Below are 633 nucleotides of genomic sequence, written 5' to 3'. Positions count from 1 at the left end.
GCCGCGATCGCGGCGGCGACGATCCCGTTCGGATGCGCCGTGTTCACGCCGACCAGCTCGAGCCCGGCGCCGAGATCGACCTCGACCAGCTCCCACGACCAGGCGAGCTTGCGGGTCGGTGCGTTCGAGTGCGACAGCCACACCCGCGCGCCCGGCTCGGCGAGGCCCAGCATGCTGCCCGGATTGGCGACGTGGGCCGTGACGACGGTGCCGTCCAGGAGCACGACATCGGCGAGAAAGCGCTTGTAGCGGCGCAGCAGCGTCGCCGGACTCAACGGAATCGGAAACCGCATGGCGACCGTTTAGCGCGCGGCCGCCGCGGCGTCAGTCCGGAATTCGCCCACCGAGGTCGTCCTCGATGTGGATGCGGACGATCTCGTCGAACGTCGTCTCGGCGACGAAGCCGAGCGCGCGGGCACGCGCCGCGTCGAAGCGGTGCGGCCAGCCGGCGACGATGCGCTCCACCAGCGGATCGGGGGCCCGCTTGATGCTGGCGTCGATCGTCGCCGGCGACGCGGCGCCCTCGGCGATCAGCCGCAGCGCCTCGCCGTAGAACGGCCGGGCGACGCGGTTGACGATGAAGCCGGGCGTCGAGCGGCAGTGCACCGGCGTCTTGCCCCAGGCGAGGCAGGT

General features: G+C 72.2%; 2 protein-coding genes. Both read right to left on the bottom strand.

Features of this window, described 5'->3' with window-relative positions; all coding sequences use genetic code 11:
- Nucleotides 1-293, bottom strand: a 293-nt coding sequence (locus ABTU92_RS29475; protein ID WP_408095099.1) for a DNA/RNA nuclease SfsA, incomplete at its 3' end; no start/stop codon positions are given.
- 31 nt (nucleotides 294-324) lie between these two features.
- Nucleotides 325-633, bottom strand: a 309-nt coding sequence (locus ABTU92_RS29470; protein ID WP_408095098.1) for a 3-hydroxyacyl-CoA dehydrogenase family protein, incomplete at its 5' end; no start/stop codon positions are given.

The sequence above is a fragment of the Rhodoplanes sp. SY1 genome (assembly GCF_046000175.1).
In the GTDB taxonomy this organism is placed as follows: Bacteria; Pseudomonadota; Alphaproteobacteria; order Rhizobiales; family Xanthobacteraceae; genus Rhodoplanes.
Note: the sequence above shows the minus strand (reverse complement) of the source record. Positions and strands in the feature narration are given on the sequence as shown.